23 protein-coding genes and 2 tRNA genes are annotated in these 25,689 nt (G+C 43.1%); 17 read left to right on the top strand and 8 right to left on the bottom strand.

The features are described 5' to 3' along the window. Positions 1-41: 41 nt before the first annotated feature. The 6 genes from HQN79_RS09510 to yajC form a co-directional block, all read right to left on the bottom strand. Positions 42-1,616 carry a peptide chain release factor 3 gene (locus HQN79_RS09510; RefSeq protein WP_173285932.1) on the bottom strand — a complete coding sequence of 525 codons (1,575 nt, stop codon included), beginning with the start codon at positions 1,614-1,616 and terminating at the stop codon, positions 42-44. A gap of 139 nt (positions 1,617-1,755) precedes the next feature. Then, complete coding sequence (locus HQN79_RS09505) at positions 1,756-2,067, bottom strand: acyl-CoA-binding domain-containing protein (RefSeq protein WP_173285930.1); 312 nt, start codon at positions 2,065-2,067, stop codon at positions 1,756-1,758. A gap of 8 nt (positions 2,068-2,075) precedes the next feature. Then, entirely contained in the window at positions 2,076-2,663 is a 588-nt protein-coding gene (locus HQN79_RS09500; RefSeq protein WP_173285928.1) for a hypothetical protein, read from the bottom strand. Between the two features lie 94 nt (positions 2,664-2,757). Continuing rightward, positions 2,758-3,777: a protein translocase subunit SecF gene (gene secF / locus HQN79_RS09495; protein WP_173285926.1), complete on the bottom strand. Its 1,020-nt coding sequence runs from the start codon at positions 3,775-3,777 to the stop codon at positions 2,758-2,760. Between the two features lie 9 nt (positions 3,778-3,786). Next, positions 3,787-5,670, bottom strand: a complete 1,884-nt coding sequence (gene secD / locus HQN79_RS09490; RefSeq protein ID WP_173285924.1) for a protein translocase subunit SecD — start codon at positions 5,668-5,670, stop codon at positions 3,787-3,789. 95 nt (positions 5,671-5,765) lie between these two features. Next, positions 5,766-6,101, bottom strand: coding sequence for a preprotein translocase subunit YajC (yajC, locus tag HQN79_RS09485; protein ID WP_173285922.1), 336 nt, complete (start codon positions 6,099-6,101; stop codon positions 5,766-5,768). A gap of 386 nt (positions 6,102-6,487) precedes the next feature. Between yajC and HQN79_RS09480 the strand changes: the two genes are divergently transcribed. Next, a complete protein-coding gene (locus HQN79_RS09480; protein ID WP_173285920.1) occupies positions 6,488-7,663 on the top strand; it encodes a YeeE/YedE thiosulfate transporter family protein in 1,176 nt (391 codons plus the stop codon). 49 nt (positions 7,664-7,712) lie between these two features. Here the strand turns inward: HQN79_RS09480 and tgt are convergent, their stop codons facing one another. After that, positions 7,713-8,846, bottom strand: a complete 1,134-nt coding sequence (gene tgt, locus HQN79_RS09475; RefSeq protein WP_173285918.1) for a tRNA guanosine(34) transglycosylase Tgt — start codon at positions 8,844-8,846, stop codon at positions 7,713-7,715. Between the two features lie 160 nt (positions 8,847-9,006). Then, positions 9,007-10,056: a tRNA preQ1(34) S-adenosylmethionine ribosyltransferase-isomerase QueA gene (queA, locus tag HQN79_RS09470; protein WP_173285916.1), complete on the bottom strand. Its 1,050-nt coding sequence runs from the start codon at positions 10,054-10,056 to the stop codon at positions 9,007-9,009. Positions 10,057-10,266: 210 nt separating this feature from the next. Here queA and HQN79_RS09465 point away from each other — a divergent pair. From HQN79_RS09465 to HQN79_RS09390, 16 genes are all read left to right on the top strand, one after another. Then, positions 10,267-10,353 (top strand) — tRNA-Leu (locus HQN79_RS09465). Between the two features lie 15 nt (positions 10,354-10,368). Then, positions 10,369-10,445, top strand: a tRNA-Val gene (locus tag HQN79_RS09460). A 253-nt stretch (positions 10,446-10,698) separates the two neighbouring features. After that, complete coding sequence (locus tag HQN79_RS09455) at positions 10,699-11,880, top strand: nucleotide sugar dehydrogenase (RefSeq protein WP_173285914.1); 1,182 nt, start codon at positions 10,699-10,701, stop codon at positions 11,878-11,880. Positions 11,881-11,883: 3 nt separating this feature from the next. Further along, positions 11,884-12,882 carry an NAD-dependent epimerase gene (locus tag HQN79_RS09450; RefSeq protein WP_173285912.1) on the top strand — a complete coding sequence of 333 codons (999 nt, stop codon included), beginning with the start codon at positions 11,884-11,886 and terminating at the stop codon, positions 12,880-12,882. Positions 12,883-13,343: 461 nt separating this feature from the next. Beyond that, the gene (locus tag HQN79_RS09445) at positions 13,344-13,739 is read left to right on the top strand and encodes an HAD hydrolase family protein (RefSeq protein ID WP_173285910.1); all 396 of its coding nucleotides are present in this window, start codon (positions 13,344-13,346) and stop codon (positions 13,737-13,739) included. Continuing rightward, positions 13,736-15,355, top strand: a complete 1,620-nt coding sequence (locus tag HQN79_RS09440; protein ID WP_173285908.1) for a hypothetical protein — start codon at positions 13,736-13,738, stop codon at positions 15,353-15,355. Before HQN79_RS09445 ends, HQN79_RS09440 begins: the two co-directional genes overlap by 4 nt. Positions 15,356-15,369: 14 nt before the next feature. Further along, positions 15,370-16,089: a glycosyltransferase family protein gene (locus tag HQN79_RS09435; RefSeq protein WP_202984492.1), complete on the top strand. Its 720-nt coding sequence runs from the start codon at positions 15,370-15,372 to the stop codon at positions 16,087-16,089. After that, positions 16,058-16,963: a WavE lipopolysaccharide synthesis family protein gene (locus HQN79_RS09430; protein ID WP_173285904.1), complete on the top strand. Its 906-nt coding sequence runs from the start codon at positions 16,058-16,060 to the stop codon at positions 16,961-16,963. Before HQN79_RS09435 ends, HQN79_RS09430 begins: the two co-directional genes overlap by 32 nt. Next, entirely contained in the window at positions 16,956-18,230 is a 1,275-nt protein-coding gene (locus HQN79_RS09425; RefSeq protein ID WP_173285901.1) for a hypothetical protein, read from the top strand. Before HQN79_RS09430 ends, HQN79_RS09425 begins: the two co-directional genes overlap by 8 nt. A 6-nt stretch (positions 18,231-18,236) precedes the next feature. Further along, positions 18,237-19,379, top strand: a complete 1,143-nt coding sequence (locus HQN79_RS09420) for an O-antigen ligase family protein (protein ID WP_173285899.1) — start codon at positions 18,237-18,239, stop codon at positions 19,377-19,379. Between the two features lie 57 nt (positions 19,380-19,436). Continuing rightward, positions 19,437-20,309: a hypothetical protein gene (locus HQN79_RS09415; RefSeq protein ID WP_173285897.1), complete on the top strand. Its 873-nt coding sequence runs from the start codon at positions 19,437-19,439 to the stop codon at positions 20,307-20,309. Positions 20,310-20,402: 93 nt separating this feature from the next. Then, on the top strand, positions 20,403-21,911 hold the full coding sequence (locus tag HQN79_RS09410) for an aldolase catalytic domain-containing protein (RefSeq protein ID WP_173285895.1): 1,509 nt from the start codon (positions 20,403-20,405) through the stop codon (positions 21,909-21,911). Between the two features lie 19 nt (positions 21,912-21,930). Beyond that, on the top strand, positions 21,931-22,668 hold the full coding sequence (locus HQN79_RS09405) for a 3-deoxy-manno-octulosonate cytidylyltransferase (protein ID WP_173285893.1): 738 nt from the start codon (positions 21,931-21,933) through the stop codon (positions 22,666-22,668). Beyond that, entirely contained in the window at positions 22,665-23,324 is a 660-nt protein-coding gene (locus HQN79_RS09400) for an HAD family hydrolase (RefSeq protein ID WP_173285891.1), read from the top strand. The genes HQN79_RS09405 and HQN79_RS09400 overlap by 4 nt, the downstream gene beginning before the upstream one ends. Then, on the top strand, positions 23,321-24,664 hold the full coding sequence (locus HQN79_RS09395) for a hypothetical protein (protein ID WP_173285888.1): 1,344 nt from the start codon (positions 23,321-23,323) through the stop codon (positions 24,662-24,664). The genes HQN79_RS09400 and HQN79_RS09395 overlap by 4 nt, the downstream gene beginning before the upstream one ends. Next, a complete protein-coding gene (locus tag HQN79_RS09390; protein ID WP_173285886.1) occupies positions 24,654-25,688 on the top strand; it encodes a polysaccharide biosynthesis protein in 1,035 nt (344 codons plus the stop codon). Before HQN79_RS09395 ends, HQN79_RS09390 begins: the two co-directional genes overlap by 11 nt. Position 25,689 lies beyond the last annotated feature (1 nt).

Below are 25,689 nucleotides of genomic sequence, written 5' to 3'. Positions count from 1 at the left end.
TTTTTTATTTTTTAAATCGCGTCCGTAACAAACGGTTTGGATTAATGCTCGCGGGTTGCGACAAATTGCAGATCCGGCCAGCGTTCTTGAATCAGATTCAAGTTGACACGGGTCGGCGCAATATAGACCAGCTGATCGGCAGCATCATAGGCGACGTTTTCCGTAACCTTTTTGGTGAACTTCTCAATTTCCGCCTTGTCGCCGATGACCCAGCGAGCGGTATTGACATTAACCGGCTCGAAAATACAGTTGACGTTGTATTCGTCTTTCAAACGCTGTGCGACCACCTCGAACTGCAGGACACCGACGGCACCAAGAATCAGATCGTTATTATTGACCGGACGGAACAGCTGAGTTGCGCCTTCCTCGGAAAGCTGCTGTAAGCCTTTCTGCAGTGCTTTCATTTTCATCGGATCTTTCAGCTGCGCGCGACGGAAAAGTTCCGGCGCGAAGTTCGGTATTCCGGTGAATTTCAAGTCTTCGCCCTGAGTAAAGGTATCGCCGATTTTGATGGTTCCGTGGTTATGCAAGCCGATAATGTCGCCGGGATAAGCTTCTTCGGCATGGTCGCGTTTATTCGCCAGGAAGGTGATCGCCTTGGCGATCTTGACGTCCTTGCCGATACGGACATGCTTAAGGCTCATGCCTTTTTCGTACTTTCCGGAAACGATACGCATAAAAGCAACACGGTCACGGTGTTTCGGATCCATATTCGCCTGAATCTTAAAGACGAAACCGGTCATTTTATCTTCATTCGCTTCCACATAGCGGTCTTCGGTTTCGCGGCCTTTCGGAGCAGGTGCATATTGCTCGAAGCCGTCCAGCAGTTCCTGCAAGCCGAAGTTATTAACCGCCGAGCCGAAGAAGACCGGTGTCAGTTCTCCGGCCAAGAACAGCTCAAGATCAAATTCGTGGCTGGCGCCGCGTACCAGTTCAACTTCTTCGCGTAGTTCTTCGGCCTGAGCGCCCAGCAGCTCGTCAAGGCGAGAATTGTCCAAGCCATTGATCAGTTCGCCTTCCGATGCGGTCTGTCCATCAGCCTGTGCGAAAATACGCACGGTATCGTTATACAGGTGGTAGATCCCTTTAAAACGTTTGCCCATACCGATCGGCCAGGTCATAGGCGCGCAGGCGATATTCAGGACTTCTTCGACTTCGTCCAGCAGGTCGATCGGCTCTTTCCCTTCACGGTCGAGCTTGTTGATAAAAGTCAGGATCGGTGTGGTACGCAGACGACAGACTTCCATCAGTTTGATGGTACGGTCCTCAACCCCTTTGGCGACGTCGATAACCATCAGTGCCGAGTCAACTGCGGTCAGTACGCGATAGGTATCTTCGGAGAAATCCTCGTGCCCCGGAGTATCCAGCAGGTTCATGACCGCGCCTTTATACGGGAACTGCATGACCGAGGATGCAACCGAGATTCCACGTTCCTGCTCCATTTTCATCCAGTCGGAAGTCGCCCCGCGATCGGTTTTGCGGCTTTTGACCGCACCGGCCATCTGAATGGCTCCACCGTAAAGCAGCAGCTTCTCGGTCACGGTAGTTTTACCGGCATCCGGGTGGGAGATAATCGCAAAGGTGCGACGTTTGGAGGTTTCAAGTTGTAAAGACATGGAATATCAACCGCTTACGAATAATAAGATGCTCAAAATAGGGCAAAATCAAAGAGCGGTATTATACAAGCGTGCGTGCCCGAACTCAAAAACTCCGCAGGTAATATCGGTTATTTTGTTAAAGCACTTTCCGGCGGCTTCAGGCGGCGGTCGTTTCGATGGTTTGGGTCAATTCCTGGTTGACTCTCATCAGCTCTTGGATAAAGAGTACTTCGGCATCCTCCTGCGGCATGCCTTTGAGTTCGTGCCAGACATCGAATTTGTGGCGTTCAAAGTATTCTTTGCGGCTCGGTCGAGAGCCGATGCAGTCGCCGATTGTCGCCTGCCGATACAGTGCGCTCAAAAGACATTCCTCGGCATAAGGGAAGCCTTGGGTTTGCGAAGTAAGCGCGTAAAGGTCGTTGTAGAGTTCCAGCGCTTCGCTGAGATTTTGTGGTTCAGGTGTACTCATGCGATCTCCTAACTCAGTTGTGCAATTTGCAGACGCTGGAATTTTCTGCGCTGCCAGTAGAGAAAACTTTGCATTACCCAATACAGGAAAATTGCTCCTGTATAGATAAGAATCAGCGGCAGCCCGGTTTTTTGCAAAGCTCCGTACACAAGCACCAATGCACCGGCGACGGCTCCCCTGCGTAGGGCATAGAAGAGCAGGAAGCGCTGCCATAAAGGCGGCTGAACCGTGTGCAAAGGCGTGCACACGGAGCGGGTAAGCCAGTATTCGAGACTGACGAACAGTAGAAGGGCGATCAGGTTGAACCAGAGATTGTCGGTAAAGAGTTGCAGGATAAATGGAAACCACAATAGAGCGCTGAGAGCCAGAAGCGGGTTGAGCCAGAGACGTTCGCGCCAGAAGGCTTTTTCGTAAGTGCTGATTTTGGGTTGGAAACTTTTACGGGCGAAGTTGGCTTTGCTTTTGAGCTGTTTTCCGCTTTTGGCGGTGTCGTCGCTGCTGTTCGACTCTAATTGAGGGTTTGCTTCAACCTGAGCGGCAAATTTCTGTGCCAGCGCTTTGGCGTCCTGCAGTTTCTGTAAACTTATTGAGTCCATAGAGATGAGTAACTTTTTTTGATTTCCCAATAAAAAAGCGGCTATGTAGCCGCTTTAATTTACTCTGTTTTGTGCACGAGAGCCATAGATTTTTTTACTCGTCTTCTTTAATCCCTTTAGAAGCCAGCTTCGCTTCGCGTTTAGCTTCCTGCTCCAGGAATAAACGTTGCAACTCGGCCTCTTCGGATTCCGTATTGCGATCCTCTTTCGGTGCCTTCATCAGGTCTTCTTTGGATACGCCGAGTATCAGAGCGATCGCGGAAGCCACGTAGGTTGAAGAATAGGTACCGACTACGACACCGACAATCAGCGCGGCGGCAAAACCGTGAATCACTTCGCCACCGAGGAAGAATAGAGCCAGCAGAACCAGTAAAGTGGTCAGGGAAGTCATAATGGTTCGCGAAAGCATTTGGTTGACGGCGATATTGGTCACCTCTACCGGATCCGCTTCACGCATGGTACGGAAGTTTTCGCGCACACGGTCAAATACAACGATGGTGTCGTTGAGTGAGTAACCGATAACCGCAAGAATGGCCGCTACCACCGTCAGATCGAACTGCATTTGGGTCCAGGCAAAAACACCGAGAGTAATGATAACATCATGTACCAGCGCGGCTACCGAGCCCAAAGAGAAGCGCCATTCGAATCGTAACGCTACGTAAATCAAAACACCGAAAAGGGCGTAAAGAACGGCCAGAGCACCGTCTTCAGTCAGTTCATCACCGACCTGAGGGCCGACAAATTCAACTCGGCGCAGTTCAATCGGGTCCGCACTTGCACTACGCAAAGCGTCCATGACCTGGTTGCTCAATTGCGCCGAGTTCATGCCATCGCGTGGCGCGATGCGGATCAGAACATCTTCCGCCGCGCCGAAGTGTTGCGCGACCGCTTCGTCAAATCCGGCTTCAGCCAGATCATTACGCAATACCGTCAGGTCGACCGGTTTCTGGTAAGAGACCTCAATCAGGGTACCGCCGGTAAAGTCGATACCGAAGTTCAAGCCCTTCATCCACAGGCCGCCAAGGGAGGCGATAATCACCACCGCGGAGAGCGCCATCGCCAGAAAGCGCTGCCCCATAAAGTTAATCATTTTTGTTTCAGTCGCTGTACTCATATCGAATCCCTAAATAGACAGTTTCTCAACACGCTTGTTGCCGTAGTACCAGTTGATAATGGCGCGTGTGCCTAGAATCGCGGTGAACATCGAAGTGATGATCCCGATTGACAGCGTAATCGCAAAGCCTTTGATCGGCCCGGTTCCAAAGCTGAACAGCACGATCGCCGCCAGTAGGGTGGTGATATTGGCATCGGCGATGGTAACAAAGGCTTTTTCGTAACCGGAGTAGATGGCGTTCTGGATGGAACCGTTCTTGAGCTCTTCGCGGATACGCTCGAAGATCAGTACATTGGCATCCACGGCCATACCGACGGTTAGAACGATACCGGCGATCCCCGGTAGGGTCAGGGTGGCCTGCAGCATGGATAGTACCGCAACGATAATGACCAGATTCAGCGTCAAAGCCACATTGGCGATCATTCCGAAGAATTTATAGCGCCAGACCATCAGAATCAGCACGAGAACGAATCCGACGACAACCGACATAAAGCCCTGGTTGATATTATCCTGTCCAAGGCTTGGCCCAACGGTACGCTCTTCGACGATCTCCATCGGTGCGGCCAGGGCACCGGCACGTAGTAGGAGTGCCAAGTCCTGAGCTTCCTGAGGCGAGTCCAGACCAGTAATCTGGAAACGGTCGGCAAACTGTCCACGGATGACAGCCGCATTGATTACGTCTTTGGTGGTAACTCGTTTTTTGACTTTTTTACCGTCTACTTCGATGGTGTCGACACGATTCTCGATATACAGCACTGCCATGCGGTTACCGACGTTCTGCTTGGTGGTCGCCAGCATCTTACGGCCGCCGGCGCCGTCCAGCGTTACGCTGACCATTGGCGAGCCTTGCTGTGGGTCGATACTGGATTGAGCGTTGATGACGTTTTCACCGGAAACGATAATCTGGCGCTGCAACAGGATCGGACGGCCGTCGCGGAAATGTTCCAACGAGGCATTGTTCGGTGCGAATCCGGTTTTTTCCGCACGCAACGGATCGCCTTTTTCATCCACCAATCGGAATTCAAGCGTTGCGGTGGCGCCAAGTATTTCCTTGGCGCGTGCAGTGTCCTGAACACCCGGCAGCTGAACAACGATGCGGCGATCGCCTTGTTGCTGGATAACCGGCTCGGCGACACCCAGTTCGTTGATACGGTTACGCAGAGTAGTGATATTCTGCTGCAGAGCGTATTTTTGCGTTTCGGCAATGGCCTTGTCCGTCAAACGCAGAGTGACACGCGGTTTCGCGGTAGTTTCGTCAGTGGTAACGATAAAGCGGTCGGCAAATTCATTTTGCAACAGCTCGGCACCGCTCTGGAAATATTCCGCCGAGGCGAAGGCGATTTCAATCTGGGTTTTTTCCGCTTCGAACGGCAGATAACGCACGCGCTCTTCGCGCAGGCGGCCTTTAATTTCGTCGACACTGCGTTGGTAGGCTTTCTCGACCGCCGCTTCCATATCCACATCCATCAGGAAGTGGACACCGCCACGCAGGTCAAGCCCGAGATACATTGGCTGTCCGCCCATGCCGCTTAACCACGCAGGTGTTGCCGGAGCGAGGTTAAGTGCGACAACGGCGGAACGGCCAAGCGCCTCTTTAAGGAGTGATTTGGCTTTAAGCTGGTCTTCGGTGTTTTTGAAACGGATCAGGAATTTGCCGTTTTCAAATTCAGACGATTTCACCGCCAGATTGGCATTTTCGAGAATGCCGGCGACCTGCGTTCGGGTCTGATCGTTGAATTCGACAGACTTGGCCGGAGATACCTGTACCGCCGGATCGTCGCCGAAAATGTTCGGCATGGCGTAGAGAATACCGATAACGGTAACCACCACCAGCAGCAGATATTTCCATGCCGGATATTGGTTGCTGATGATTTTCTGTTGCGTTTGAAACATAAAATTATTTTCCAGATAGTTGCTGACAGCCCGCAAAAATAACTGCCCTAGAAACAACAAAAGGGGCCAATGCCCCTTATTCTATTTGCGCTGGTTTATTCGCTACCTTCGCGCATAGTGCCTTTCGGAAGAAGGCGTGAGATGTTTTGGCGTTCAACCTTAACCGTCACGTTATCAGCGATTTCCAGATCGCAAAAGCTATCGTTGATGTCGCGGATTTTGCCAAGCAGACCACCGTAGGTGACGACTTCGTCGCCCTTTTTCAGCGATTCAACCAGGTTTTTATGTTCTTTTACTTTCTTCTGTTGTGGTCGGATCAACAAGAAGTAGAAGACCACGAATAGTAGAATTAACGGAATCAGGCCTTCCCAGCCGCCGCCTTGTGCTGCTGCAGTTCCTTCCGCCATCGCATCACTGATAAAAAAGCTCATAGATCACTCCTAATGTCTTTTAAAAGATAAACCGCTGTATTTTGGCACAGCTTTATTAAAAAATCCTCAAAATCTGAATTTTTTACTGAATTCGTTTGGCTGAGTCCAATTTGTCAAAATCTCTTGTATGAAATGCAGAGCAGATAAGCGTTCAAAGTTTAGCTTGATGCTAACTGGAGCTTCTTTGAGATGGAGAGCGTTTAATTGTGCGCGGATGGTTTGTCCTAAAACTGCCCTGAATCAGGTTATCCCGTCATCTAAAATTTCAATCACAAATTTGGTTTATCACCAGTTATTTAAAAAACTAATCAGATAAAATAATCCTGTGTTTTGCAGGGTTATTCTGCAAAGCGAAAGTGGAGCAATCTTTGTGGAGTGAGGGGCGCGTGCAAGTTACAGTTAACAGACAGATCGTTTTTGTCAGCGCAGTGTTATTGGCACTGGTTGGGTTGATGTTGAATGCAGCTCAGCCGCAAATGTTGGCGCTGGGGATTCTGTTGGGCGTCGTTTTTCAATTTTTCAGCTTCGGCTTCGCCAATTTTTGGCGTCAGGGTTTGGTGGAAAGTCGAACTCTCGGCATGCGTTCACATCTGTTGCTTTTGGCGTTTGGCGGGGTGCTTTTCTTTCCGGCTCTGGCGTTGCTGCCGGCACAAGGCGTCGAGGTTTCCGGGGCGATTCGTCCTTTGGGTATGAATGTACTGGTCGGGGCCTTTCTGTTTGGTCTCGGGATGGCTCTAGTCGGAAGTTGTTCCTCTGGTACCTTACGTCATATGGGGTCCCTGAACGGGCGCTTTTATCTGGTGTTTTTATGGATGGTTGTGGGCGGTACGTTCGCAGCGTCTCAGGCGGATTTCTGGCTCGATATGCCGGTTTGGGGCAGTTTTTCCGCAGCTGTAGATTTGCCCTGGTATTTGGGGCTGGCGTTGCATCTCATTGTTATTTTGGCACTCTATAAGCTGTTGCTGTATCGCGAGCAAAAGCGGTTTGGTGTTGTCGATCCACTGTTTTTCCGTGCATCACCGCTTATGCTGGCAGTGCTGTTGCTGGCGGTACTGAATTTTCTGATTTTATTGAGCAGTCACTCGCCGTGGGCGGTCAGTTGGATTTTTCCGAAACTCGGTGTTCTGGGGATTCAAACGCTCTCTTTACCGGTTGAATGGGAGTTCTGGGCATTCAGTGCGCAGAACGAAACTGCGCTCTCGAAAAGCTTGCTGGATGACGGGATTGTTCTGACCAGCGTCGGGATGTTGATCGGAGTCAGTCTGGCGTTTGCGCTGCAAGGCGGTTTGCATAAAGATCAGGCGAAAGACGATAAGCTGCTGATTGAAGAGGTTAATCGGCCTTTTGCCAAGTTAGGAAGAGGGGTTAAGGATTCCGCTATGGGAACCTTAATGGGGTATGGTGCGGTAACCGCTTACGGATGTAATGTCGGCGGGTTTTTCAGTGCGATCGTATCCGGGAGTCTGCACGGCTGGTTGTGGATGCTGGCGGCTTTGACCGGGATGAGCGCGGCGCTGTTTTTATCGAGGCTTATTGCTGCTCTGCGATTTGCTGAGCGTTAATTTGGAGGGCCCAGGCCACTGAGGGCCTGATCCTCCATAGAGCGAGTCTTTATTCGCCGGCTTCCAGCGGCTGAAGAGGCGGAACCGGCTGGCCGATACCGTCGTAAAATTCCTGAACAAAATCGTCCAGTCGGTTTTCCGCAATCGCTTCGCGCAAGCCTTTCATCAGATCCTGATAATAGGTCAGATTGTGAATGGTATTCAAGCGTGCGCCCTGAATTTCACGACACTTATCCAAGTGGTGCAGATAGGCACGGCTGTAGTTGCGGCAGGTGTAGCAGTTACACTCTTTATCCAGCGGTTCAAGGCTGGTTTTGTGTTTGGCATTGCGGATTTTGACTACGCCTTCACGGGTGAAGAGGAAGCCGTTACGTGCATTGCGGGTCGGCATTACACAGTCGAACATGTCGATCCCTCGACGCACCGCCTCAACAATGTCTTCCGGTTTGCCGACGCCCATCAGATAGCGCGGTTTGTCTTGCGGCATATGCGGTTCGGTATAGTCCAGCGTCGCCATCATCTCTTCTTTCGGTTCGCCGACCGACAAGCCGCCGATTGCGTAACCGTCGAAGCCGATCTCCTTGAGGCCGTCAATTGAGACTTTACGCAGATCTTCATACATCCCGCCCTGAACAATTCCGAAAAGTGCAGACGGATTGTCGCCGTGCGCGTCCTTGGAACGTTTGGCCCAGCGTAGAGACATCTCCATTGATTCGCGAGCCACTTGGTGGCTGGCTGGGTAAGGGGTGCATTCGTCGAAGATCATGACGATGTCGGAGCCGAGCTTGCGCTGAACTTCCATGGACTCTTCCGGACCCATAAAGATTTTTTCGCCGTTTACCGGGCTTTGGAAGGTAACGCCTTCTTCTTTGATTTTACGCATCTGGCCGAGGCTGAAAACCTGGAATCCGCCGGAGTCGGTCAGAATAGGGCCTTCCCAGTGTGTAAAACCGTGCAGATCGCCGTGCAGTTCGATAATATCGGTGCCCGGACGCAAGGCCAGATGGAAGGTATTCCCGAGGATGATCTGCGCTCCGGTTTCGGCAACTTCTTCCGGGGTCATGCCTTTAACCGAACCGTAGGTTCCGACCGGCATAAAGGCCGGGGTTTCCACGATCCCGCGCTTAAATTTCAAACGTCCGCGACGAGCGCGACCATCGGTATTATCTAGTTCAAATTCCATTATTCTAACTCTTTAATAATTCGGAAATAACGCTGTCACAAACTGAATTGTGTGGCGAAAATGTCTTTTTCGAGAACCGGAACGGAGTGTACATTGAAGTACATGAGTATCGGAAGCACAGAAAAAGGTATTTGCAGTCCACTAGTCGTTTTGTGAAGCGTTATTTTGGTGGAAATACCAACATGGCATCTCCATAACTGAAAAAACGGTATTGCTGTTCGACTGCGTGGCGGTAGGCGTTCATAGTCTGCTCATATCCTGCCAGCGCCGAGACCAGCATAATCAGAGTCGATTCCGGCAGGTGAAAGTTGGTCAGCAGAACGTCCACTACCTGAAATTGATAGCCAGGGGTAATAAAGATATCGGTTTCCCCGCGGTAAGGCTGCAGTTTTCCAGCACTGAATTTGGCGGCACTTTCCAGGCTGCGAACCGAAGTGGTTCCGACGGCGATGACTCGGCCGCCTCTAGCCCGGCACTGTTCGATCTGCTCGATTAAAGGTGCGTCCACTTCCAAATATTCCGAGTGCATGACGTGTTCGGAGATATCGTCGACTTGAACCGGTTTAAAGGTGCCAGCACCGACATGCAGTGTGACGAATCCGATGTCGGCGCCCTTGTTTTTGATCGCCTGCATGATGTCGTTGTCGAAGTGCAGGCCGGCAGTCGGGGCGGCAACGGCACCGGGTTTTTCCGAATAAACCGTCTGATAGCGTTCCTTGTCAGCAGCGGAATCTTCCTGTCCTTCCTGTTGGCGCTCGATATAAGGCGGTAGCGGCATATGACCGTGGCTTTCAATCAGCTCCAGTGCGGTGTGGTTGTTATTAATGACCTTAACGACAAACAGCGCCTCTTCGCGACCAATGACTTCCACCTCAAAGGCATTTTCAATATTTAATACCGTGCCGGGTTTCGGTGAGCGGCTTGAGCGGATATGCGTCAATACGGTTGTGTCGTTGATAATCCGCTCGATCAGCAGTTCGATTTTGCCCCCGGTTGCCTTCTGGCCGAACAGCCGGGCCGGAATGACACGAGTGTTATTAAAGACCAGCAGATCGTTCGCTTCGATGAAATCGAGAATGTCCGGAAAGCGGGCGTCTTTTACTGTGCCGTCACCCTGTAAAACCAGCAGTCGGCTGTCACGTCGCTCTTTGGCAGGTTGCTGGGCAATCAACGCTTCGGGAAGATCGAAATAAAAGTCTTGTCGTTTCACGGGATAGTTTCTCGGTGCCGGCTGTTCGGAAAGGGGCGCTATTTTCGCCGATTGCCCCTTTGTTTTCAAGCGCTTAAGCGAGTGAGCAGGTTGTGGTGCTTTGTTTTGTATATTCGTCATGTGAACGACTGGTTAACTAAAATAGTCAAAAGTTCACTTAATCGCTTGACAGTATGGGGAGGGCTGATTAAAATACGCGCCACAATTCGTGCCAGAGTGATGAAATTGGTAGACATGAGGGATTCAAAATCCCTTGGTGGCAACACCGTGTCGGTTCGAGTCCGACCTCTGGTACCATACAATTCTATATATACGACCGTAGCTCAGCTGGTTAGAGCACCACCTTGACATGGTGGGGGTCGGTGGTTCGAATCCACTCGGTCGTACCAATTACTTTTCCTTAAGTAATTTTTTGCATAAACTCCTCTAAATAAGTACTGTTATCTTTGATAATTTCTGCGTTGTTATTTGCAATGCTGTTGCGCCTTGGCTAATATTCGTCTCTAATTTTGAAACTTTTCTCAGGTGTGAAGAAACGGTTGTCAGTAAATCCTGTTTCGGATCGTCACGCCTTTGTCATTTAATGTCTTTAAAATGACAAGATTGTATTTAGATTTGGATTAATTTAGCTAAAGAGTGTTTATGAAGATTGCAGTTGCGGGAACCGGGTATGTCGGTTTGTCTTTGGCGGTGTTGCTTGCTCAGCATCATGAAGTAATGGCTTTGGACATCGTGCCGGAAAAAATCGATCTGTTAAATAAAAAACAGTCGCCGATTGTCGATGATGAGATTTCTGATTTTCTGGCCAATAAACCGCTGAATTTTACGGCAACTCTGGATAAAGAGTTGGCTTATACAGAAGCGGAATTCGTCGTGATTGCCACGCCGACCGATTACGATACCGAAACCAATACGTTTAACACCAAATCAGTCGAAGCGGTGATTGCCGATGTGCTGGCGATTAACCCCGAAGCGGTAATGGTGATTAAATCGACTATTCCGGTTGGTTATACCGATTCCGTTAAAGCCAAATTTAATTGCGATAATATTCTGTTTTCGCCTGAATTCCTGAGAGAAGGGAAGGCGCTGTACGATAATCTCTACCCGTCACGTATTATTGTCGGCGAAAAATCCGATCGCGCCCAGGCTTTTGCTGATCTTCTAGTGGAAGGTGCGGCGAAACCGGCGAGTGAAATTCCGGTTCTCTTTACCGATGCGACCGAGGCAGAGGCGGTCAAGCTGTTCTCGAATACCTATCTGGCGATGCGTGTGTCTTATTTTAACGAGTTGGATACCTATTGCGAGACGCATGGCCTGAGCACCAAGCAGGTCATTGAAGGGGTGGGCCTGGATCCACGTATTGGCGACCACTATAACAACCCATCTTTCGGTTACGGTGGATATTGTCTGCCTAAAGACACTAAGCAGCTTCTAGCGAATTACAGCGATGTTCCGCAGAACCTGATCGCAGCGATTGTTGATGCCAATACGACGCGTAAGGACTTTATTGCCGATCAAATTATTAAGCGCAATCCGAAGGTTGTCGGTATTTATCGTCTGATTATGAAGCAGGGGTCGGATAATTTCCGCGCGTCAGCGATCCAGGGCATTATGAAGCGCATTAAGGCTAAAGGGATTGAAGTGGTTATCTATGAACCGGTTCTGATCGAACAGGGTGAAACAGAGTTCTTTCATTCAAAAGTCGTCACCGATCTGGATGCTTTCAAAGCGATGAGCGATGTAATTGTCGCCAACCGTTTGGTCGATGAAGTGCAAGATGTTGCTGATAAGGTTTACACTCGCGACCTGTTTGGGAAGGACTAAAAGATGGCGAAGGTATTAGTGACCGGCGGAGCCGGCTTTATCGGTTTTTTCCTGACACAGCAGTTGCTCAACCGTGGTGATCAAGTTGTCGGTATCGATAACCTGAATGACTACTATGATCCGCAACTAAAGCATGATCGGTTGGCTGAATTAGCGGAACATTCACATGCGGCCAATTACCGCTTTATTGAGTTGGATCTGGCGGATCGCAGAGGGATTGAAACCTTGTTTGCCGAACAGCAGTTTGACGTGGTCGTGAATCTGGGCGCTCAGGCCGGTGTGCGCTATTCGATTGATAATCCGCATGCTTACGTGGATTCCAACCTGGTCGGTTTCGTGAATATTCTTGAAGGTTGTCGTCATTCCAAAGTGAAACACTTGGTTTACGCCAGTTCCAGTTCAGTATATGGCATGAATACCAAACAGCCGTTCAGTACCGATGACCGTGTCGACTTCCCAATCAGTCTGTATGCCGCGACTAAGAAATCCAATGAATTGATGGCCCACACCTATAGCCACCTGTACGGCATTCCGACCACCGGTTTGCGTTTCTTTACCGTTTACGGACCTTTCGGACGTCCGGATATGGCGTATTTTAAATTCACCAAAGCGATTCTTGAAGGTAAGGCAATAGACGTTTATAACAACGGTGAAATGCAGCGCGACTTTACCTATATCGACGATATTGTTGAAGGCGTGATCCGAGTCATGGACCGCATTCCCGAGCCGCAAGTTTCCGAAATTACCAATGCCAAAGCGCCCTACAAGGTTTATAACATCGGAAATCACCAACCGGTTACGCTTCGCCGTTTTATTACCTCCATCGAAGATGCCTGTGGCAAAAAGGCTAAAGAGAATCTATTGCCTATGCAAGCCGGGGATGTGCCGATCACCTATGCCGATGTTGACGATCTGATCGCAGATACCGGTTTCAAACCAAGTACCTCGATAGAAGAGGGGATAGGTAAATTTGTTGAATGGTACAGACAATATTACAAATAAAATTTAGAAATAAAATGTTCAAAAAATATGAGGGGATTGGGGGCCGTTCTTTTTGTTATGTACTTCAATAACAAGAGCTGGATTGCTGATGTCTATAAGTTCATCGATACAGTTAGGTTTTGAATTGAAGAAAACAAATTAGTAGTAATTTGTTTTTTTGTTTAAAAATGGGTGTCTTTGATTTGAAAATAAAAATATTTATGTGATTAATTATTAATATAGAGGTTTAGGCTTTTTTTAGCAGATATATTTAACTTTATATTGGAAAAGCCTTAGTGGAGTAATTATTTTTTGGCTTTCTAAAGATGTTTTGTTTAAATTTGTCTCATTGAACTAAGTATCTTGTTTAGTGAGTAATCAGCTTAAGATAGGGAATATTTTTAGTGTCTTTTAGGTGCTAGTAGGGGTTGTAGATATATGGATTTTTTATGTGTGACCAAGTGTAAAAGGGTAGTTTTTCAGTGAAACGAATTGTAATTGACCTTGATGGCACATTAACCATTGATGAACAAACTGGGTATCCCGAAAAACCACTTAATCAAGATGTTTTTGAAGCATGTCGAAAATATAAGAAATTAGGGTTTGAGATAGTTGTGTCTACGAGTAGAAATATGCGTACATTTGATGGGAATGTTGGAAAAATCAATGTACATACGTTGCCTGGCATTATTGAATGGTTAGAAAAGCATAAGGTTCCATATGATGAGATCCATGTTGGAAAGCCATGGTGCGGGTTTGACGGGTTTTATGTGGATGATAAGTCTATTCGCCCGTCAGAGTTTGCGTCACTCTCATATGATGAAATTAAGGAGCTTCTAGCTAAAGAGAATCCCTTTAAAGATGGTGGTAATAAGTGATTTTAATTGCTTCTGGAGCCTATCTTCAAGGAGAGTTTGCTTCCGAAGTCGGATTGCTGCCCCCTAGTTTTTTGCCAATAGGTAATCAGCGATTGTATGAATATCAGGTGCAGCTCTTAAAGGAGTGGAATGAGAGTGCGGAGGATCTATACCTTTCTGTACCGAGTTCCTACGAAATAGATGTGTATGACCAGGGGCGTCTAGCGGCTCTTGGGGTTCAAGTATTAGAGGTGCCTGATGGTTTGTCACTGAGTGATTCTCTCCTCTACTGCTGGAATGCAACCGCTAAACATCATAACGAATTGACCATTTTGCATGGGGATACGCTTTTTATAAATGGTGTTTTTAATGGTGGTGATGCTATTTCTGTTCATCCAAACCGAGGTTTTTATAAGCGAGCAACTTTAGGGCAAGAAGTACGTTCGTTAGAGCTCGTTCATGATGAATGGTCAAATGACTGTGATCAGGTTGTGTCTGGTTTTTTTCGTTTTGAGAATCCCCTGTTTTTTATGAAGTCGTTGGTCGAGTCAAGAAGTGATTTTGTTCAAGCAATTGTCTCTTATCATCAGGAGTATCCTGTAGAACTAATCACTAATGGAGATTGGCTCGACTTTGGTCATATCAATAGTTTTTATCATTCTCGTACTCGAATGACGACCCAGAGGGCGTTCAATGACTTAAATATTGGATTACGTTCTGTATCTAAAACCTCTAAAAAAAGATCCAAGAAAATTTATGCTGAAGGAAGTTGGTTCGCTAATCTGCCTTTGCCATTGAGATTATATACACCAGCATTGCTGGGTTTGGATATGGGAGGGAAAGGTTACCGTAATGCTAATTATCAATTAGAGTATTTGTATCAATTGCCACTAAGTGACTTGTTTGTTTTTAGTCGTATTGCTAAAGGGTGTTGGCAAACCATATTTAACTGTCTTTCATCAATGCTTTCAGATTTTAGTCGATTCAGACCTGAAGAAGTCGAACAAACAACATTGGACGAGATTAACAGTCTGTATTTGCCTAAAACTATAGATCGGCTAGAAGAGTATGCTCGGCAAAGTGCTTTTGATATTCAGGCTCCTGTATGTTTTGTTGGAGAAGATGCGTATAGCTTAGTCGAGGTGGCGAAACTTTCCTCTAATTATATTCAACCTGCTACGGAACGGGATGTTGCAATTGTGCATGGTGACTTGTGTTTTAGCAATATTTTGTTCGATAGCAGGGTCGAAGCTGTTAAATGTATAGACCCTCGTGGCATTACACCTAGTGGAAAACTTAGCTTGTATGGAGATCGGCGTTATGATCTGGCCAAACTTTATCATTCTGTTGTAGGGCTTTATGATCTGATAATTGCAGGACATTTTTCGCTGCAAAAAAATAAAAATATGGATTTCGAGATATCTTTTTCTAAGAATCAAAAACTACATTTGGAGATGATTGACAGTTTTAGAGAAATGGTTTTGAAGCCGCAAGGGTATGATGAAAAAGAGATCTTAGGGATTACTGTGCATCTTTTTTTATCAATGCTGCCATTACATGCCGATCGGCCTGAAAGGCAACAGGCATTTATTGCCAATGCATTACGTTTGTTTAAATTGTTGCGTGAGTTGAGCTGATGATTGTGATACCTATGGCTGGTTTATCCAGTCGTTTTAAAAAAGCAGGATACCAACTGCCTAAATATATGCTTGAAGCAAAGGGGAAAACTCTTTTTGCTCATTCTGTTGGTAGTTTTGAGAAGTATTTTGACTCTGAAAAATTTTTATTTATTGCTTTAGATGTCTTTGAAACGAGAGAGTTTATCGAGCGTGAATGTGCTTGTTTAGGTATCAATGATTACCACATCGTCATATTATCAGAGCCGACAAGAGGACAGGCAGAAACTGTTTTTTTGGGGGTGACTCAGGCTCGATTGAAAGGTGATGAGGATTTGCTTATTTTTAATATCGATACTTTTCGTCCTGATTTTTCATGGCCAACGGAGTTTGATATTAAATCTGTAGATGGTTATCTGGAAACTTTTATCGGTTCAGGAGCAAACTGGAGTAATGTTTTGCCAGCTGATGAGTCATTACAAACAGTTGAAATGACAGCCGAAAAACAGGAGATTTCACAATATTGCTGCACAGGTTTGTATTATTGGCGTTATTGCTCTGACTTCTGTCGAATTTTCAAAAATTTTAAAAAAAAGAATTTAGATGAGGTTCAGGCTGGTGAATACTATATTGCTCCAATGTATAACGATTTGATTTCAGAGGGTAAAGATATACGTTATAGCGTTATTGGTGGTGAAAATGTGATTTTTTGCGGTGTTCCAGATGAATATGAAGAATATAAACAAATACTCTGACTTTGCATTTATCATTCAAGGTGCTATCGATACGAGAAAGTACCGTTCTAGTTATGTAACCTTAGAGGTATTAAAAAGCATAAGAAAAAATTTTCCTGGATCGGAATTGATATTATCTACTTGGGTTCAAGCTGAAGCACTAGATTCAGAGCTGGCTGAGGTGTCTGATAAAGTGGTTTTTTCAAATGATCCTGGAGGCATAAAAACAGATTCAGGGATTTTAAATGTCAATAGGCAAATAATTAGCAGTCGAAAAGGACTTAATAGTTCAACTAGAAAATATAGTGTAAAAGTAAGGAGTGATGTAGTTTTTAACAATAGCAAATTGATTGATTGTTTTATTGATCAAGTGCTCTCTAAACTATTAGTAGTTAACTTGACTTCTGTTGACCCATTGAGAAGAGAGCGGTATTTTGCGGTTTGTGACTGGGTTTATGTTGGCGAAACGGAACTTCTAAAAAAAGTGTTTGATATTGATCTCTACCCTTCGAGCCTATTAGTGATTAATAATGTTAATAAAAAACATGCAGTATTGAATGCTGAGCAATGGATAGTAATAAATTTTTTAGATGGTGTAGAAAACCTGAATTTGATGGAAAAGGTATTAAATAATGATGTTGATCTTATTGATCTCCATAAGGTTTTAATATGTAAGTATTTTTATATCGGAAGTTTTTTGAAATTGGGCTTGGTGAGTACTAAGTATAAGATTTCATATTTTGGTTTAAAGGATATGTATACTTCTAAATCTTTTAGATGTGCTTGTTTTAGTCAATGTCCACTTCTTGATATAGAGCATGTTTATTATTGTTTACTTGGCAATTCTGTGTTAAGGGCAGGGTATAGGAAGCTAATGGGCTTTTTTAATGGCTAGTCTTTATTCTTGGTTAATCCAATTTTTGGGTTTGGTGAGTCTGGTAGTTTTGCTACCTTTGATAAGGTCTGGTTATGGTGAAGAGGTGTATGAATTATGGTTGTTTGTGACTTTAATTGCATTGGTTGGAGTCGTTTTTGAAACCAGTTTGATCTCTGTTGTTACAAGATTCTTAAGTTATATTGATAAAAGTGGTAAGTATGTTGATGTTGAAGGTCAATTAAACCACGAATGTTATTCATATAACTCAGTATTTGCAAGTTTGGTCATTGTTTATGCAGTGGTTTCAGTAGTCACTTTTATTACTGTTTTGTTTTTTTCTTTCATTTTTGGAAGTGTTTTTTTTGACAAGTACTACTATGAGATTATCGTCTATTCTCTTGTTTCATCGGTACTGGTTTTTTCATCCGTTTTTAAATCTTCACTTTTGTCTAGAGGAATGATTGTTTTTCAAAGGCGTGTACAGTTTTTAGTTAATGGCTCTAGATTGGTTGTTTCTGTTTTTCTGGTTTATTATGCTTTTGCTGTAGTTTATTTAGTTTTCAATTATTTGTTGTTTTCTTTTATAGAATTCTTAGTTTATTATTTTTTTTCGAGAAAATGCTTGTCTTTTGATTTTTATATTGAGCCTGTTAAGGATGTTTTGAAAAATGTTTATAAGAACTTTGTAATTAAGGTTTCTTTGTTTTTCTCAAGTTATTCTTCAAGTTTATTGTTTGTAAATTATGCTATCAATGATTTTGCCCAATTTGTTTTGACGTTAAGAGTTTTGATGGTGGTTGTGTCATTTTCTCAAGTTCCTTTGTCAGTAGGGTTGCCCGATTTATATAAGAAATATATTGAAACAGAGTCTTTTAATGCGTATGAAGTTAAGAGATACTTCATAGTGACTTTTATGTTGTTTTTGTTTGGTGTGTTTTCTTTTTATTATTTAGGAGAGATTGTGTTGCAATTTGTCTCTTATAGTAAGGAAGATTATTTCGTTAAGGATTCAGGGTTGTTTTTATTGTTAGTTGTGTTTGCATTTCTTGAGCTACTAAGAGTTACCAGTTCTCAGGTTTATGAAATAAAAAATAAAGTTCTTTTTCATTGGAATTACGTTTTTTCTACAATAATGATTTTGGGTTCTCAAATTATTGTTTTTGAACTTTCTCATGAAGGAGAACAGACTCTTTATCTGGTGGTTCTTGCTCAAGTTTTTTGGATGTCTGTTTGGGTCTACTGGGTCAATCCAGTTTACTTGGTTAGAGATATTGGAAGGCATTAAAATTCTATGAAAACTTTAAAGGGGATGTCTTTTTTTTTAGCGCTATCTTTGGTTTCTTTTGCTAGTTCCTATTTTTTAAAAATAGGTAATTTCTACTCAATGTCATTTTTCATTACTTTTGTTTTTTTTATTTTCTTTACAATTTTTTCTCTTGTATTTGTTTTTGAAGTTAGGAATTTTAGATTAAGTTTCATGTATGAGGACTTGTTTCCTTATTTTATTTTTGTGGTTTCTTGGTTTTGGTTGCTTTTAACAGATGTTAATAAGGATTCAATTTTTTTTCTAGTCCAGCTTACTGTTTATTCGGTTGTTCCTTATTTTTTGATAAGAGCTGCAATGAATAATGTTTTTGATAAAGTATTCTTTTTCAAAATGTTGTCATACGCATCATTGTTGGTTTTGGTTATAGGTATATTTCACTCTTTGTTTGTAGTTGGGATTGAAGAACTTTTGATAAGAGCTCGATTGGGAGGAGAGTTGATAAATCCAGTAGGCTTAGCATCAATTTTTTTTATTTTAATTGTATTTATGACTCTTGGTATGGTGGATACCAGTTTTATTAAGTTTACTATACTGTTTCTCTCAATTATTTTGTTACTCACTCTTTTGTATTTGACCGGGAGCAGGGCTTCTATGCTGGCGGCATTAACGTTCTTTTTGATATTGTTAATTACGTCTTCAAAACGAATGTTTTTAGTTGGTATGCTTATTACTGTGTTGGTTTCTTTTATTTTATTTTTACTGGATGTAAGTGCTCTTAATGAAAGGTATTCAAACCCATTGGAATCAGGTTCGGTTCTTGAAAGAGTTGAACTATATGCAATAGCTATTGATATGGTTTCAGTTAAACCTTTTGTTGGGTGGGGGACTTATGCTTATCAAAATTATACAGAAGGGTCTTATCCTCATAATTTAATGCTAGAACTTTTTGTATCATTTGGTGTGCTTGGTCTTTCTTTTTTTATTCTTCTGGTTTTGCTTGTTTTATTTCGTATTTGTACTCAAAAAAATATTTATTTAAGGATTTTTTTGTCATCAATTTTCTCAGTTTTGCTTATAAAAATGTTTAGTTTTAATCTGGCTCAATTGAAGGATGTTTTTATTTTATTGTCTCTTTATGCTTCTTCTTCAAGGGCATTTAATAACTGAATTATTATGAATAATAAGCTCCCTGTTTTGATTGTTTTTTTTAATAGGTTGGATTCGTTGTCCGAAGTATTAGCGTCGGTTAGGGAATATGCTCCTGACGTTATATATTTGGCTTCTGATGGACCGCGAGAATGGATAAAAGGTGAAGATTTGAAGGTTTTAGAGCTTCGAAACTATGTTGAATCTGCCATTGATTGGGATTGCGAGGTAAAAACCCTTTTTCAGAAAAAAAATTTAGGATGCAAAAAATCTGTTCATGAGGCTGTCCAATGGTTTTTTTCGCAAGAAGAGAAAGGGGTTGTTTTAGAAGATGATATTGTACCTTCTTTAAATTTCTTTAAGTTTTGCGAAGAAATGCTTGAATTCTATAAATATGATAGGAGTGTAGCTTCAATTGGTGGTCGAAATGAACTTGGTGAGTTTGACCCCGAAAACGGCTTTTTATTTTCATCTAAGTTTTTTTGTTGGGGTTGGGCTAGTTGGGCGGATCGTGTAATTGGTCTTGATTTAGATGTGAGCTCAAACCAAATTATAAAAAAACAAGTATTAAAGCCTTTGAACTGGGCTGAAAGATGTCTTGTTGAAGGAATGTATGGCCTTATTGAATCTAAGCAGGTAAATTCATGGGCTTACCAATACGACATCAATTTTAGAGCTAATAATCAACTACAAATTTTACCTGAAAGAAACATGATTAAGAATGTTGGGCTTTCTATAATAGGAGCCCACTCTTCGGGTGCATCGGATGATTTTGTAGATGTTTTTGAAGGTTTTTTGCCTAAACCGAATAAGGAAGCAGAGGTTTTAAAAAATCAGCAGTTTATTGATGCTTACCTAAAGAAACGTTACGGTAGTATTTTTAGGTTGTATTTTTTCTCGAAAGTAAAATATTTGAAGTCATTAAAAATTTTACTAAAGAAGCTGAGATAAAAATTGATACATTTAGACTGTACACTTCGTGATGGCGGGTACTATAACGCTTGGAATTTTAACGAAAACCTCGTCTATGACTATTTATTAGCCATGGATGCGCTTGGTCTTGATTATGTCGAGATTGGATTTCGCTCGTTAAAAAACAATGGTTTCAAGGGCCCTTATGCGTTTAGTCAAGATGGTTTTTTGAAAACGCTTCCAATACCAGATGGTTTAAAGTCAAAAATTGGTGTGATGGTTAATGGTTCTGAGCTAAGTGATCCAGAAACTCAGTTGAATCGTCTAAAGCGTCTTTTTACCCCTAAAAAAGATTCTCCTATTTCCTTAGTGCGTATAGCCTGCCATGTACATGAATTTAAGGCTTGTTTACCGATCTCGGCTTGGTTGAAAGAACAAGGCTACATAGTCGGTTTTAATCTAATGCAGGTGGCTGATCGTTCTGTAGATGAAATTGCTAATCTGGCAAGAGAGGCCTGTGGTTACCCCATAGATGTATTGTATTTTGCGGATTCGATGGGAAGTTTGGATCCAAAGCAAACGTGCGAAATTGTTAGAGCTTTTCAACAGGAGTGGAAAGGCCATTTGGGTATTCATACTCACGATAATATGAATCAAGCGATTGCTAATACACTGGCTTCAATTAATGCGGGTGTAACCTGGGTAGATTCAACGGTTACTGGTATGGGACGTGGGCCGGGTAATGCGCAGACTGAATTTTTAGCCATGGCGATTAAAAAATATCCTGAAAATGCAGGCAACCCAACCAAGTTGTTTGAGGTGATTCGCTCATATTTCAAGCCGCTGCAAGCAAAATATGGCTGGGGAACCAATCCGTATTATTATCTTGCTGGACAATATGGTATACACCCTAGCTATATACAGGAAATGTTACAAGATGCACGGTACAGTGATGAAGATATGATTGCGGTGATTGAGCATTTGCGTGTTGAGGGTGGTAAAAAATTTAGCTTAGATACTCTTGAGGCAGCACGCCATTTTTATTCGGGTGAACAAAGTGGCTCATGGTCGCCTAAAGAGGTTTTAGCTGGTCGAGATGTATTGGTAGTTGGGTCAGGACCAAGTGTTAAAGATCATAAGCTGGCAATTGAAAAGTATATTAAGTGCTATCGGCCCTATGTTATTGCGTTAAATACCGAATCGAGCCTTGATCAAGAGTTGGTTTGTGCTAGAGCGGCTTGTCACCCCGTGCGTTTACTTGCCGATTGTCATCAATATTCAAAACTCTCTCAGCCTTTGATTACGCCTTATTCTATGTTGCCTGAAGATGTACAGAATGAGCTTTCTGGTAAACCTGTTTTTGATTTTGGTTTGTATGTAGAGAAGGATCAGTTTGTGTTTGATGAATTTTCTTGTGTTTTGCCGAATTCGTTAGTTTTTTCATATGTTTTAGCGATTGCGAATAGTGGTGGAGCGAAGAAAATTCATTTGGTAGGGTTTGATGGTTATTCTGCGGATGATCCACGTAGCCGAGAAATGGAGCATCTATTGCAACTTTATAAATCGTTTGGTTTTGTTTCTTTAAGCTCATTAACGCCAACACGTTATGACATTCCAACTCAGTCCATTTATGGGTTTTAACAGTTTTTAGGATGGTTTTATGAAAACAATTGTCGTCATACCGGCACGCTATAAATCAAGCCGATTTCCCGGTAAGCCTTTGGTTAAGTTACTCGGTAAACCGATGATTCAATGGGTCGCGGAGCTTAGTGCAAGGGCTGTTGGAAAAGATAATGTTTATATCGCTACTGATGATATTCAAATTGAATCGGCTGTTTTAGAAATGGGATATCAAGTGGTAATGACGTCTGAAGAATGCTTAACCGGTACAGATCGCCTTGCTGAAGTAGCCAAAAAAATTGAAGCTGACGTTTATATTAACGTACAGGGTGATGAGCCTTTAGTTGATCCCGAAGATATTTTAAAGGTCATTGAAGCCAAAAAAATACACATGACCGATGTGATTAATGGTTATTCTGTGATTGGGAAAAATGAAGATCCGCAGAGTGTAAATATTCCAAAAGTAATTTTTACGGAAGATGAGCGTTTGGTTTATATGTCACGCCAAGCCTTACCTGGGTTTAAAGAAGAGAAGAATGCGCCGCTTCAATATTATAAGCAGGTGTGTATTTATGCTTTTAATCGGCAAGAGCTTTTAGCTTATGGTGAATTTGGTCGAAAAAGCATTTTAGAACAATCTGAGGATATTGAGATTATTCGCTTCTTAGAGTGGGGGCAGCCTATTCGTATGGTTGAAACCAGGCCTGGTAGTTTAGCAGTGGATGTGCCAGAGGATGTGGAGAGAGTTGAGGCGGCGTTAAGGGAGCATTGGGGGTGAATAAATTATTAACGGATTACCAAACTTTAGTGTTTGATTGTGATGGTGTTGTTTTGAACTCTAACAAGATTAAGACTCAAGCCTTTTATGAAGCCACTAAACATTTTGGTCACGAGCCGGCGCAAGCATTAGTTGATTACCATGTTGCCAATGGCGGGGTTTCGCGTTACTTAAAGTTTGAGTATTTCTTAAAAGAGATTATGCAGATCTCGATTGTTGATTCTATTTTGCAAGATTTGTTAAACCGTTTTGCCAATGCTGTTAAACAGGGGTTGATGGAGTGTGAGGTGGCTCCTGAATTGGACTCATTGAAACAGAAAACCGCTGATGCAAATTGGTTAATTGTTTCTGGAGGAGATCAGGCTGAGCTAAGAGAAGTGTTTAAAGCGCGTGGATTATATCAACTCTTTGATGGCGGGATTTTTGGAAGTCCAGATGATAAAGATAAAATTTTAGCGAGAGAAAAATCTAGTAAAAACATCAATGGCAATGCTTTGTTTTTAGGGGATAGTAAGTATGACTACAAGGCCGCTAGTAAAGCAGGCTTGGATTTCGTTTTTTTAAGCGATTGGACAGAGGTGAAGGTCTGGCAGGCTTGGGTCGATGAAAATAAAATACAAAGCTACCGTAATATTGAAGATTTAGCTATTTTATGATTGATGACCAAGCAAACGCTAAACTAGTAGAAGATCAAAATAAAGCCGATGAACTTTATACGGCTGAATTTTTAGAAGAAGTTAATAATTATTCTGACCGGATTGTTGAACGAAATGATTATGTGAACGAATTTTTTCTCTATTTTGTCGTTCCTCAACTTGAGCGTACACGCCAATTGAAAATGCAAAATAATACCGAGATAGAGAATTCAGTTTGTTATTGGAATTATTTCAAATTTACCTTACATGGTGTGTATTTATTTTTTATCAGTGTTTTTTATTCGGTTGTCATACCCAGTTACGTTTTACTTAAATATAGACGTAATGAGAAAAGGTTAAATCCAACTCAGTCCTTAGCGGTGATTCGCTCGCCAGCGACATATTCCAAAATGGCCTTTCTAAAAAATCAAGGTGTTCTGTTTTATGCTGATTCACTTGTCTTTAGTTCGGCTGACGTTGAGCTAAGTCTTTACTCTCAATCTTTTCTTTCCCGGTTAATCGGGGTTTTTGTCATACCCTGGTTAAGCATTAAGGATTTTTTTTCGCTTTTTTTAATGGTACGAAGACACCTCGGGTTTGTTTCCGCGGTAGGTATGCTTAGTTATTATCGTAAACGACTTTCTCATAAGGTAACATTTGGATTTTATTTAAGCAGGTTGCTTAAAAACGTTAAGCCACATGTTTTCTATACAGGTAATAAAGAAGACCGATTTGCTTTAATTGAAAAGCGGCTTTGTCATGAGGTGGGAATAAAATCAGTATGCATTCCTCATGGGCTTGAGTATTCGTTTAAGATGCCGGGTGGCTTAGTAGGTGATATCTTTTATTGTAATTCTGAGTCTGCAAAATATCACTTAGAGAGTTTATACGCTCAGAGTAGAACAAAATTTTTATTTGATGAAAATGTAGTTTTCAAAATGCTTTCAAGGCATACAGAAGCATTAAGTTCGAAGAAGCTTGTTTTTTTTCCTGAGTCGAGAGAACCTGAAAAAAATCTTGTAATTATTGATTTTTTGAAAAGGCAAGGTTTTGATTTTTTGGTTAAGCTGCATGGAAAAGACAGTCTAGAAAATTATAGATCAGTTATTGATGAGTCTTGCTTAGTAGACGATTTTGACCAAGCAATCTCAAATAGTATCTGTCTTGCAAGAAAGTCCACAGTTTTACTTGAGGCGATTTATAACCACTCAGTTCCAATAGCTATTTTGGTGGATATGAAAGATAGAGCGTATTTTGAATTTATGTTTCCATCGTTAAAAGATGAAAGTATTTTAAAAGTCTATTCTTTTGATGAATTAAAGAGTTTAGTTAAGATATTAAGGGCACAAAATGTTCAATAATAAGGTGTTAATGATCACAGGCGGTACAGGCTCGTTCGGTAACGCAGTATTAAAGCGGTTTTTGGATTCGGATTTGAAAGAGATTCGGATTTTTTCTCGTGATGAGAAAAAGCAAGATGATATGCGTAAGCGTTATGCCAATTCTAAGTTGAAGTTTTATATTGGCGATGTGCGTGATTTCAATTCGGTGCTAAGTGCAACACGTGGTGTGGATTTTATTTTTCATGCGGCGGCGTTAAAGCAAGTGCCTTCGTGTGAGTTTTATCCTATGCAAGCGGTGCAAACGAATGTAATCGGCACGGATAATGTTTTGGAAGCGGCCATTCAAAATGGTGTGAAACGTGTGGTGTGTTTGAGTACCGATAAGGCGGTGTACCCGATTAATGCGATGGGGACTTCTAAGGCGATGATGGAGAAGGTATTTGTTGCCAAGTCACGTGAAGTGAGTGATGAACAAACGGTTATTTGTGGTACGCGCTATGGCAATGTGATGGCGTCTCGTGGTTCGGTGATTCCTTTGTTTATTGAACAGATGCGAGCGGGTAAAAATTTAACGATTACTGATCCAAATATGACCCGCTTTATGATGACACTGGCTGATGCAGTCGATCTGGTTCTGTATGCATTTGAACATGGCAATAACGGTGATATTTTTGTGCAAAAAGCCCCTGCGGCGACAGTGGAAACCTTGGCGATTGCTTTGCGTGAAATGATTGGCCTGGCTGAACATCCAATTGATATTATCGGTACTCGTCATGGTGAAAAGTTGTTTGAAGTGCTGTGTAGTCGCGAAGAAATGGCTTGTGCTGAAGATATGGGTGACTATTTCCGTATTCCGCCGGATTTGCGTGATTTGAACTACTCTAAATATGTTGAAGTGGGTGACAAGCATGTCTCTGAGCTTGAAGACTACAACTCGCACAATACCCAGCGTTTGGATGTTGAGGGTATGAAGCAATTGTTATTGAAGCTCGATTTCATGCAAAAGATCGTTCGTGGTGAACAGGTGACTCCAGAGGAATAAA

Source organism: Thiomicrorhabdus xiamenensis (genome assembly GCF_013282625.1).
Lineage (GTDB): Bacteria > Pseudomonadota > Gammaproteobacteria > Thiomicrospirales > Thiomicrospiraceae > Thiomicrorhabdus > Thiomicrorhabdus xiamenensis.
Note: the sequence above shows the minus strand (reverse complement) of the source record. Positions and strands in the feature narration are given on the sequence as shown.

Excerpts from the sequence above, each read along its gene's own strand:
- HQN79_RS09510 (WP_173285932.1), bottom strand. The coding sequence starts at position 1,616 with ATGTCTTTACAACTTGAAACCTCCAAACGTCGCACCTTTGCGATTATC.
- HQN79_RS09505 (WP_173285930.1), bottom strand. The coding sequence starts at position 2,067 with ATGAGTACACCTGAACCACAAAATCTCAGCGAAGCGCTGGAACTCTAC.
- HQN79_RS09500 (WP_173285928.1), bottom strand. The coding sequence starts at position 2,663 with ATGGACTCAATAAGTTTACAGAAACTGCAGGACGCCAAAGCGCTGGCA.
- secF (WP_173285926.1), bottom strand. The coding sequence starts at position 3,777 with ATGAGTACAGCGACTGAAACAAAAATGATTAACTTTATGGGGCAGCGC.
- secD (WP_173285924.1), bottom strand. The coding sequence starts at position 5,670 with ATGTTTCAAACGCAACAGAAAATCATCAGCAACCAATATCCGGCATGG.
- yajC (WP_173285922.1), bottom strand. The coding sequence starts at position 6,101 with ATGAGCTTTTTTATCAGTGATGCGATGGCGGAAGGAACTGCAGCAGCA.
- tgt (WP_173285918.1), bottom strand. The coding sequence starts at position 8,846 with ATGGAATTTGAACTAGATAATACCGATGGTCGCGCTCGTCGCGGACGT.
- HQN79_RS09455 (WP_173285914.1), top strand. The coding sequence starts at position 10,699 with ATGAAGATTGCAGTTGCGGGAACCGGGTATGTCGGTTTGTCTTTGGCG.
- HQN79_RS09450 (WP_173285912.1), top strand. The coding sequence starts at position 11,884 with ATGGCGAAGGTATTAGTGACCGGCGGAGCCGGCTTTATCGGTTTTTTC.
- HQN79_RS09435 (WP_202984492.1), top strand. The coding sequence starts at position 15,370 with ATGGCTGGTTTATCCAGTCGTTTTAAAAAAGCAGGATACCAACTGCCT.
- HQN79_RS09430 (WP_173285904.1), top strand. The coding sequence starts at position 16,058 with ATGAATATGAAGAATATAAACAAATACTCTGACTTTGCATTTATCATT.
- HQN79_RS09425 (WP_173285901.1), top strand. The coding sequence starts at position 16,956 with ATGGCTAGTCTTTATTCTTGGTTAATCCAATTTTTGGGTTTGGTGAGT.
- HQN79_RS09420 (WP_173285899.1), top strand. The coding sequence starts at position 18,237 with ATGAAAACTTTAAAGGGGATGTCTTTTTTTTTAGCGCTATCTTTGGTT.
- HQN79_RS09410 (WP_173285895.1), top strand. The coding sequence starts at position 20,403 with ATGGATGCGCTTGGTCTTGATTATGTCGAGATTGGATTTCGCTCGTTA.
- HQN79_RS09405 (WP_173285893.1), top strand. The coding sequence starts at position 21,931 with ATGAAAACAATTGTCGTCATACCGGCACGCTATAAATCAAGCCGATTT.
- HQN79_RS09395 (WP_173285888.1), top strand. The coding sequence starts at position 23,321 with ATGATTGATGACCAAGCAAACGCTAAACTAGTAGAAGATCAAAATAAA.
- HQN79_RS09390 (WP_173285886.1), top strand. The coding sequence starts at position 24,654 with ATGTTCAATAATAAGGTGTTAATGATCACAGGCGGTACAGGCTCGTTC.